Origin of the sequence: Marinomonas algae (genome assembly GCF_047525555.1) — a bacterium.
Taxonomy (GTDB): domain Bacteria; phylum Pseudomonadota; class Gammaproteobacteria; order Pseudomonadales; family Marinomonadaceae; genus Marinomonas.
In genome coordinates, this window is sequence record NZ_JBLIXK010000014.1 from 64,665 (window position 1) to 72,885 (window position 8,221).

The 8,221-nt window shown below is 44.3% G+C and carries 10 protein-coding genes, 4 tRNA genes and 1 rRNA gene; 1 reads left to right on the top strand and 14 read right to left on the bottom strand.

The features are described from left to right. Positions 1-28 precede the first annotated feature (28 nt). The 13 genes from rplA to ACMUMQ_RS15200 all read right to left on the bottom strand — a co-directional run bounded on the left by rplA (position 29) and on the right by ACMUMQ_RS15200 (position 7,152). Positions 29-724: a 50S ribosomal protein L1 gene (gene rplA / locus ACMUMQ_RS15140; RefSeq protein WP_347984838.1), complete on the bottom strand. Its 696-nt coding sequence runs from the start codon at positions 722-724 to the stop codon at positions 29-31. Further along, a complete protein-coding gene (rplK, locus tag ACMUMQ_RS15145) occupies positions 724-1,158 on the bottom strand; it encodes a 50S ribosomal protein L11 (RefSeq protein ID WP_317005406.1) in 435 nt (144 codons plus the stop codon). The genes rplA and rplK overlap by 1 nt, the downstream gene beginning before the upstream one ends. A 49-nt stretch (positions 1,159-1,207) precedes the next feature. Next, positions 1,208-1,741 (bottom strand): transcription termination/antitermination protein NusG, encoded by a 534-nt coding sequence (nusG, locus tag ACMUMQ_RS15150; RefSeq protein WP_347984837.1) that lies wholly within the window; start codon positions 1,739-1,741, stop codon positions 1,208-1,210. 9 nt (positions 1,742-1,750) lie between these two features. Continuing rightward, positions 1,751-2,119 carry a preprotein translocase subunit SecE gene (gene secE, locus ACMUMQ_RS15155; protein ID WP_317005408.1) on the bottom strand — a complete coding sequence of 123 codons (369 nt, stop codon included), beginning with the start codon at positions 2,117-2,119 and terminating at the stop codon, positions 1,751-1,753. A 43-nt stretch (positions 2,120-2,162) separates the two neighbouring features. Beyond that, positions 2,163-2,238, bottom strand: a tRNA-Trp gene (locus tag ACMUMQ_RS15160). A gap of 116 nt (positions 2,239-2,354) precedes the next feature. Further along, positions 2,355-2,430: transfer RNA gene (locus ACMUMQ_RS15165), tRNA-Thr, on the bottom strand. 2 nt (positions 2,431-2,432) lie between these two features. Continuing rightward, a tRNA-Gly gene (locus ACMUMQ_RS15170) sits at positions 2,433-2,507 on the bottom strand. Positions 2,508-2,510: 3 nt separating this feature from the next. After that, positions 2,511-2,594, bottom strand: a tRNA-Tyr gene (locus ACMUMQ_RS15175). Between the two features lie 74 nt (positions 2,595-2,668). Further along, positions 2,669-3,373 (bottom strand): SPOR domain-containing protein, encoded by a 705-nt coding sequence (locus ACMUMQ_RS15180; protein ID WP_414682760.1) that lies wholly within the window; start codon positions 3,371-3,373, stop codon positions 2,669-2,671. Then, entirely contained in the window at positions 3,370-4,104 is a 735-nt protein-coding gene (locus tag ACMUMQ_RS15185) for a type III pantothenate kinase (protein WP_414682761.1), read from the bottom strand. The genes ACMUMQ_RS15180 and ACMUMQ_RS15185 overlap by 4 nt, the downstream gene beginning before the upstream one ends. After that, a complete protein-coding gene (locus ACMUMQ_RS15190; RefSeq protein ID WP_414682762.1) occupies positions 4,088-5,041 on the bottom strand; it encodes a biotin--[acetyl-CoA-carboxylase] ligase in 954 nt (317 codons plus the stop codon). Before ACMUMQ_RS15190 ends, ACMUMQ_RS15185 begins: the two co-directional genes overlap by 17 nt. A 31-nt stretch (positions 5,042-5,072) precedes the next feature. Then, positions 5,073-5,957: a phytanoyl-CoA dioxygenase family protein gene (locus tag ACMUMQ_RS15195; RefSeq protein WP_414682763.1), complete on the bottom strand. Its 885-nt coding sequence runs from the start codon at positions 5,955-5,957 to the stop codon at positions 5,073-5,075. A 16-nt stretch (positions 5,958-5,973) separates the two neighbouring features. Next, the gene (locus ACMUMQ_RS15200; RefSeq protein ID WP_414682764.1) at positions 5,974-7,152 is read right to left on the bottom strand and encodes an alpha/beta hydrolase; all 1,179 of its coding nucleotides are present in this window, start codon (positions 7,150-7,152) and stop codon (positions 5,974-5,976) included. 69 nt (positions 7,153-7,221) lie between these two features. On the opposite strand from ACMUMQ_RS15200, the gene ACMUMQ_RS15205 reads away from it, so the two are divergent. Then, a complete protein-coding gene (locus ACMUMQ_RS15205; RefSeq protein WP_414682765.1) occupies positions 7,222-7,662 on the top strand; it encodes a GNAT family N-acetyltransferase in 441 nt (146 codons plus the stop codon). Positions 7,663-8,105: 443 nt separating this feature from the next. Here ACMUMQ_RS15205 and rrf read toward each other — a convergent pair. Beyond that, a 5S ribosomal RNA gene (gene rrf / locus ACMUMQ_RS15210) occupies positions 8,106-8,220 on the bottom strand. Position 8,221: the final 1 nt, after the last annotated feature.

Genomic DNA, 8,221 nt, shown 5'->3' on the forward strand with positions numbered 1-8,221 from the left:
CTCAAAGGCAGACCCCAAAGCGTATAATTTAGAAGCTTAACGCGCCTAAATCAATTTGTAGACCAGGTCCCATTGTAGAAGACAAAGTCACTTTCTTCATGTAGACACCTTTAGCAGAAGCAGGCTTAGCACGACGCAAGTCAGCCAAAAGCGCTTCTAGGTTGCCTTTGATAGATTCAGCAGTAAATTCGATAGAACCAACACCTGCGTGAATAATACCATTTTTATCTGTACGGTAACGTGCTTGACCTGCTTTAGCGTTTTTAACTGCTGTAGCAACGTCAGGAGTTACTGTGCCAACTTTAGGGTTAGGCATCAGGCCGCGAGGACCAAGAACCTGACCTAGTTGACCAACGATGCGCATCGCGTCTGGAGAAGCAATAACAACGTCGAAATCTAGATTGCCAGCTTTAACTTGTTCAGCCAAGTCATCAAAACCAACAACATCTGCACCAGCTTCTTTCGCAGCTTCAGCATTAGCACCTTGTGCAAATACAGCAACACGAACATCTTTACCAGCACCGTTAGGCAAAACAGTAGAACCACGTACAGCCTGATCAGACTTACGAGGGTCAACACCTAGGTTAACAGATACATCGATAGATTCTTTGAACTTAACAGTAGAAAGCTCAGACAAAAGAGCAACAGCCTCTTCTACAGAGTACAACTTAGTTGCTTCTACTTTTTCTGCGATCAAGCGAGCGCGTTTAGTTAGCTTAGCCATTAGTTCACACCCTCAACTTCAAGACCCATAGCGCGTGCGCTACCAGCGATAGTACGAACCGCTGCATCCATATCAGCTGCTGTTAAGTCAGCTTTCTTAGCTTCAACAATCTCTTCTAGCTGAGCACGAGTAACCGTACCAACTTTCTGAGTGTTTGGACGAGGAGAACCACTCTTAAGGCCAGCTGCTTTTTTCAACAGAACAGACGCAGGAGTAGATTTCGTTTCGAATGTAAAGCTACGGTCACTGTAAACAGTGATGATAACTGGTGTAGGAAGACCTGGCTCAACACCTTGAGTTTTGGCGTTGAATGCTTTACAGAATTCCATGATGTTCACACCGTGTTGACCAAGTGCTGGACCAACTGGTGGACTTGGGTTCGCTTGACCCGCTTTAACTTGAAGCTTGATATAAGCTTGGACTTTCTTAGCCATTTTTTAACTCCAGATGGGTCACTGCCCGAAGGCTACCCGTTCAACAAAATCAGGCCTTTTCAACCTGACTAAATTCCAAATCAACTGGTGTAGAGCGCCCAAAAATAAGCACCGCAACCTTGATTCGGCTTTTATCGTAATCTACTTCTTCAACCACACCATTAAAGTCTGCAAACGGCCCTTCATTAACTCGAACCACCTCACCCACTTCAAACAATGTCTTAGGACGAGGCTTATCGACACCGTCACTAACGCGTTGCAAAATAGCATCAGCTTCTCGTGACGTTATTGGGGATGGCTTATCTGCCGTACCACCAATAAAACCAAGCACACGAGATGTACCTTTAACCAAATGCCAAGAATCATCATTCATATCCATTTGAACCAAAACATAACCTGGATAGAACTTTCTTTCGCTCTTGCGCTTTTTACCTTCGCGAATCTCAACCACCTCTTCAGTAGGCACCAAGATATCGCCAAAATTCTCTTCTTGCCCCATAACCTGCACTCGCTCAATTAGCGAACGCATTACGTGCTTTTCGTACCCTGAGTACGCCTGTACTACATACCATCGTTTGGTCACGAGCAACTCCTAACTAATTACCGAGGAAACGACCCAACCAAGGAACGAATCCACTCCCCACAGTACAAGAGACATAAAAATAACAACCGCCAACACTATCAAGGTTGTCTGCACAGTTTCTTGTCTAGTTGGCCACACAACCCTACGAATTTCGGTTTTAGCTTCTTTTGCTAAAGTAAAAAAAGACCGACCTTTCACAGTTTGTAACGCAACAAAACCAGCAACTACAGCCAACACTAAAATAGCAATCAAGCGATACAATAGTGACTCAGTAGAATAATAGTTATTACCAATCACGCCTACCGCAACTAGCAGAACAACAATAGCCCACTTAAATACATCTCCGCGAGATGATTGAGCTTCAGCACTCGAACTCATACTTCAGGTGATCCCTAAAAACTAAAAAATAGGATACGAAAGATGGCAGGCCAAGAGGGACTCGAACCCCCAACAGCTGGTTTTGGAAACCAGTGCTCTACCAATTGAACTATTGGCCTACATTCGTATGGGCGGAGAATACTACCTTAACAAAGTTAAATTTGCAAGGGTACTTGCCCAAAAAACAGACAATAAAAAAGGCGGATAAACCACCTGTCTTTTGCATCAGAATAGCTGGAGCTCATGAGCAGATTTGAACTGCCGACCTCACCCTTACCAAGGGTGTGCTCTACCAACTGAGCTACATGAGCATTGGAGCGGGTAGCGGGAATCGAACCCGCCTCTTCAGCTTGGAAGGCTGAGGTAATAGCCACTATACCATACCCGCAAATGGTGGAGGGAGGTGGATTCGAACCACCGAAACTTTCGTGGCAGATTTACAATCTGCTCCCTTTGGCCACTCGGGAACCCCTCCACGTACTCAACGCTGCAACGCAACACCCCAAAAGGTGGGAGCCATTATATGAATCGCTTTAGCAAATGCAAGGGCTAGCATGGATTTTTTTCCACTTTTATTGTCATCTGCGTAAGATCGAACTGTGAAACAAATAACACCCAATCTTTTTCATCAACCGCTTGTCCTACTTTGATCTGCTGCAGCGAAACATTTCGCATATGCTCATAGATGTTCACCGTATAGCCAGACACTTCCTCTATACGACTTTTGGCTTGATTTGCACGTTCAGCCGAAGAATATAGACCCAGTGAAATACGATTTTTCATCTCTTCTCGATTAATCACAAAACTATCAATGGATTTGGACGCAAGATCCTTCACGATTTCCCTCGCTTTTGCCTGCGTCTCTGGAGCAGCAACATATAACCAAAATTTCGTCCTTTTACCTGAAGTTTCATTTGTTTCATAGGGCCAAGCACGGTCATCCAAAGCTTTCTGGATCTGTTCTTTCTCTGCCTGACGCTCTACTTCAATAAGAGGACAGAATGCACTTTCTGCAGAACCTTCAACTTGAGTAGCCACCTTATCCATTACAGCCTCAAAGCTTTCCTGTCGCGCGACTGTTTTCTCAGGCTCTAATCCTGTTACTGGTGCCTCTTCTGACAACAGGTAAATCTTCTCACTAACAGGTGGCCCATATACTGGCTCCTTTGATACCTGCGGCTTATCTTGAGTAAAACTATGCCAACTTAAAAACGCAGCATTAATTAACACTATAAACAAAAACAGCCACTTCATTCCTTTCCTCTCATTAACTCATCACCAACCAATCTAGCCCCAAGAGCCACAAGATTAGGCTGACTATCCAATGGTATATTCAATAAATCCAACAAAGTACGCCCATCCCCGCCCGTCACAACCCACTGACTATCGGAGTAGTTACGATAAATACGCTCTAAAAAGCCCAACGCCATCTCATGACAACCTTCTGTTACCGCCCTAGCGGTCGAGTTAGGAAGCCCCTTACTCGCCACCACTTCACTGGTAGAATATCGAATGCGCGCAGTGTTGGAGAGCAACGCTTTTTTCATCATAGAAAGGCCAGGCACAATATAACCACCTAAGTGCTTACCGCCCCTACTGACTAGATCAACCTTAATTGCAGTTCCAGCATCCACAATCACCACATCTTTTTTATACAGATGATGGGCAGCAATCACACCAAGCCAGCGATCAACGCCTAGCCGCGCCGGCTCAAAATACGCATTCGCAACACCGCACGCTTGGCTCTCACTTGAAAGCTCAAGCCAAGCGCAGCTTGAAAAAGCCTCTTTAACCCTTTCAACCTCAACAATACTTTCCTCTTTGGAACGAACGCTAGCAAAATAAACTGCATCTGGCACAAAACCTGATTCCAAAACATTAAGCACGTCAGCAGCTACCCAAAGTAATTTTTCGCCTTTAAAGGCAGTAAATTTTACACTTGTGTTGCCTGCATCAATCACCAATACATTAATTGCGACGAACACTAATCTCGCCTCCGTGGAGAGCGGAAATCTCACCATTCTCTTCGATTAACAACGCACCTTTTTCATCAATCCCTCTCGCTATGCCCTGACGTTGTTTGTTAACCGTACTGACCGTAATAGATTGATTAAATAACACATCATAAGCTTGCCAATGATGCTGAAAATGCTTCATTCCATGACCTTCTTCAAATAACGTACACACCTCAACAAGCTCTTGCGTCAACTCTGCCAAAATGCGGTTTCGACTAGGACGATTCTCTAACCTAGAAACCAAATCTGTCCACGGCTGATCTACACTCGCCATGAAGGCTTCATCCATCTCAACATTAAGCCCAATGCCAATCACCACATGACACATATCTTGGTCGGCAATCATTTCCAATAAAATGCCGCAAATCTTTTGCCCATCGACTTGAATATCATTTGGCCACTTAAGGCCAGGATTGGGAATGCCCGCTTTTTTAAGCACTCTGGCAACGGCAACACCAACAGCCAAACTCAAACCCTCAACAACACTTGATCCATTTTCAAAACACCAAGCAAAAGACAAGGTAAGGTTTTTCGCAACACCAGATTCCCATTGGCGCCCACGTCGTCCGCGACCTTTTGTCTGCCGCTCCACCGAAAACAGCGCAGGCAACTGACCACCTTGGCTAATATATTGTTTTGCATCGTTATTGGTCGATTCTGTTTCAAAAGCCAATTGCAGTTGAACAGAGTCAGGCACACCGCCATCACGAAGAGCCGACTCAGACAACAACTCTATAGGCGTTGGCAAACGATAACCTCGCCCTTTAACGGAATGCACTGTAACGCCAATAGACTCAAGCTTCTTCAGCTTTTTCCATACTGCCGCTCGAGTTATTCCCATCGCTGCCCCTAGGTCTTCCCCAGAGTGAAATTCATTGTCACTAAGTAACGCAAGAACCGTTTGCATATTATTTTTTCCACTTAGCTAAGTTTCAACTCTACAAATGAAAAAGCTGAAAACCATTATTAACATTAGATTGAAGCCAATTTTCTTTCGGATACTCACAAGCCTGATCTATCGCATGCAAAGCATAAGCATGACGAGATTTACCCGAGCGGTTGGCATAACTGAGATGAGGAAATTCGCCGTTAAGTATAACCAAGGACCCTTTTGACACAGGCAGAGCAACTAATTCATATTGATGCCACTGATGCTCCTTTAACGTCACCATCTTTGTTTCGATGGATTCTGGAGAAACTCGTTCGAATCGCTTCAGCAATCCGACATTATGCCCTTGAGGCACACCCCAAAGACAACCATTTTCCAGCGTCGCCTCCTCAATCGCAAACCAAAGACCAATGACGCTCATGGGCCTAGTATAAAGAAAAGTACTGTCCTGATGACAAACAACTTCGCCACCAATATTTGGCTGTTTAAAAATATACATAGATTGCACTGCGCGGGGCTCAGCCATGCCCAATTGACGAAGCATATTCCCCCAAACAGTCGCCAAAGAAAATTGACGAAAGGCATCATCTTTTACATGAAGAGCATGACCGACTTTATTGATCGAAGCACTTAAAGATTGCTTAAGATTCCCAGACTCATCGAATGCCTCTTCTTCAAAGAAAAAAGAGATCGTCTCGGCCGAGTCCATAAAATATTGATCTGTATGTCGAGTCTGCTCATTGGTTGTAAATATTGAGCGAACAGATTCAGCATCAAAGCCGTCAATTAACTCTGACATTCTATTTTTTAACGCATCACATACTTCAGAAGAAATAAGGGAATCCAATATCAAATAACCATCACGGTGATATTGCTCAACCTGTTGTTGAGCCAACGTCAGGTTAGGTAAATGCATTTTGATACCTGCAGACATAAGTCCTTACTTCCTCTTAATTTTGCAATGTATTTGACCGCATGAAAGTAACCATTTCTTGCATCAAAGACGCGAATTCGGGATTCCAAGACACTCTCGCAGCATGCGGGCTCTTTTCCGATAAGGCTTTAGAGCGCTCACCAAACCAGTTACTTTCATCGGTTCGACAAGCATCATACAAAGCCTTGTCAGATAGATACCAACCACATATTCGATATTCTCCAAACGCCCCATAATACGGATTATTTGGGGCGCCATGAACGGCCATGTGAGAAAGCCCCAAAATATTCGACTCAGGCCAATGGGAATTATAAACCTTAACGCGGTCTGAACTGACTTTATTTTGATCTTGACTGTAAAGCGAGATCTGACTAGTCGCTCCAACCATTCCCTGCTCAAATACTTCCAAAGTAACAGAAGAGTCCACTGTCTGGTCTTCATCAGACATAGCAATAAACACTGGAAGCTCCTTTGGATTCTCTAAAACGAAACCACGCACTTCTTTAGCCAGTTTATAGACCTCCGCAATAGCAGGAACAGGAATGGAAGCATACTTAGCAAAATCATCGGATGGTTCGTTGTCGAGCCAGTCCTTCACCAAAGCCAACCACGGAGACAACCAGTCAATACTGCTATTCACCTTAAATACAGGAGAAAAAAGAAGCACGCCAGAAAGCTGATCCGGATTTTTCCAGGCATACTCAGCCGCCAATGCACCACCGGTAGAAAAGCCGCCGACATACAAGGAATCCACTTCCTCTTTAAGTTGATTTGCTGCGTTATAAAAGGTCTCTCGCCAATCCTCCCTGGACACACTCAGCAAACTAGCCGACTCAGTTCCATGACCTGGCAATAAAATCACTCGTACATGATAGCAAGCAGCTTGCAATGCTCGTGCAGGATCTCTCATAGAAAAAGGAGAATCAGATAACCCATGAGACAACAAAACTCCTACTCTCTGATCTTCGTCACAACGAGAAGCATCAGGTAGTAATTCAAACGGCATCACAGCAGCAAGCTCATGAATTTGATTATCTGCATTCACCCACACTTTATTCGCCTGCAAATACGTCTCAGCCCTTGCCACATAATCGGAAAACACCTCATCAGGCTTGAAAACAAAGTGCTCATGTTTTTCTGCATAGGCTGGCAAAACCATAAATACAGCACACCAAAAGATAAAACCCTTCCACATACCAGCCCCTCACTATGAACCATGCAAATTTGCTACAATCAAAGCAACATCACTTAAACCTATTAAAGCATGAAAAAAACCTACTCAGATGCAGAGCTTGTTCCTTCACTTTGGTTTCCACTCGTCAAAAAGTTCTATCAAGAACATTATCCCAGCGGAAAACCCAATAAAGCTGACCCAATTTGGGTAATTCGCGATAACAACAAAATCGTTTGCTCATTAAGACTAAAGCAACTTGACCAAGTCCAACTACTTACCGCTATGGTGACAGAGCCATCCTACCGTAATAAAGGATTAGGCGGCCACCTCATTCAATGTCTACATGGTGAACTCAGCAAACAAGCAAGCTACTGCTTTGCCCTTACCCCTCTCGTTCCTTTTTATACGCGCAATGGCTTTGCTAGGATATTGCCCGAAGAGTTACCTGCCGCTTTATTAGGTCGCTTTAAAGCCTATCAAGCACAAGGGCGAAAAATCACACCTATGTTCTATAAACAACCTAACCTATAGACAATATGACAGACCAAACTGGCGAGAAAAGGTGTGGTGTTATAAGGCGATGATTTAATTTACGTAAACACATCGAAGAGTGAGACCGGCAGGCAATAAAGTGCCTTGGATGTCATTTACGCTGACCTGTCGAGGAAGAAGTCAGGTGATATAGAGAAGTCTTAGAGGAAATAGAGTGTCTTCGTGGTCGTTTACGCAGACGCGTTGAGGTACGAAACAAGCGCAAGTAAATGACCACTAAGACGCTCTTGTTTCTAATCTGATCTGTTCCTGTCTCTATTCCCTTTCAGACCTTCCATTTCCTACAGACGAAAAAAAGCCCCGACAGCTTAGCTATCAGGGCTTTCTTAAATGTAAGCTTGACGATTGACTGCTCTCACATGCATATCTGCAATAAAAAAACCCCACACAGCATTTGCTATGTAGGGCTCTTAGTATTATAAGCTTGACGACGACCTACTCTCACATGGGATCTCCCACACTACCATCGGCGATGGCGCTTTTCACTTCTGAGTTCGGGATGGGATCAGGTGGTTCAACGCCTCTATGATCGTCAAGC

Excerpts from the sequence above, each read along its gene's own strand:
- rplA (WP_347984838.1), bottom strand. The coding sequence starts at position 724 with ATGGCTAAGCTAACTAAACGCGCTCGCTTGATCGCAGAAAAAGTAGAA.
- rplK (WP_317005406.1), bottom strand. The coding sequence starts at position 1,158 with ATGGCTAAGAAAGTCCAAGCTTATATCAAGCTTCAAGTTAAAGCGGGT.
- secE (WP_317005408.1), bottom strand. The coding sequence starts at position 2,119 with ATGAGTTCGAGTGCTGAAGCTCAATCATCTCGCGGAGATGTATTTAAG.
- ACMUMQ_RS15180 (WP_414682760.1), bottom strand. The coding sequence starts at position 3,373 with ATGAAGTGGCTGTTTTTGTTTATAGTGTTAATTAATGCTGCGTTTTTA.
- ACMUMQ_RS15190 (WP_414682762.1), bottom strand. The coding sequence starts at position 5,041 with ATGCAAACGGTTCTTGCGTTACTTAGTGACAATGAATTTCACTCTGGG.
- ACMUMQ_RS15195 (WP_414682763.1), bottom strand. The coding sequence starts at position 5,957 with ATGTCTGCAGGTATCAAAATGCATTTACCTAACCTGACGTTGGCTCAA.
- ACMUMQ_RS15200 (WP_414682764.1), bottom strand. The coding sequence starts at position 7,152 with ATGTGGAAGGGTTTTATCTTTTGGTGTGCTGTATTTATGGTTTTGCCA.
- ACMUMQ_RS15205 (WP_414682765.1), top strand. The coding sequence starts at position 7,222 with ATGAAAAAAACCTACTCAGATGCAGAGCTTGTTCCTTCACTTTGGTTT.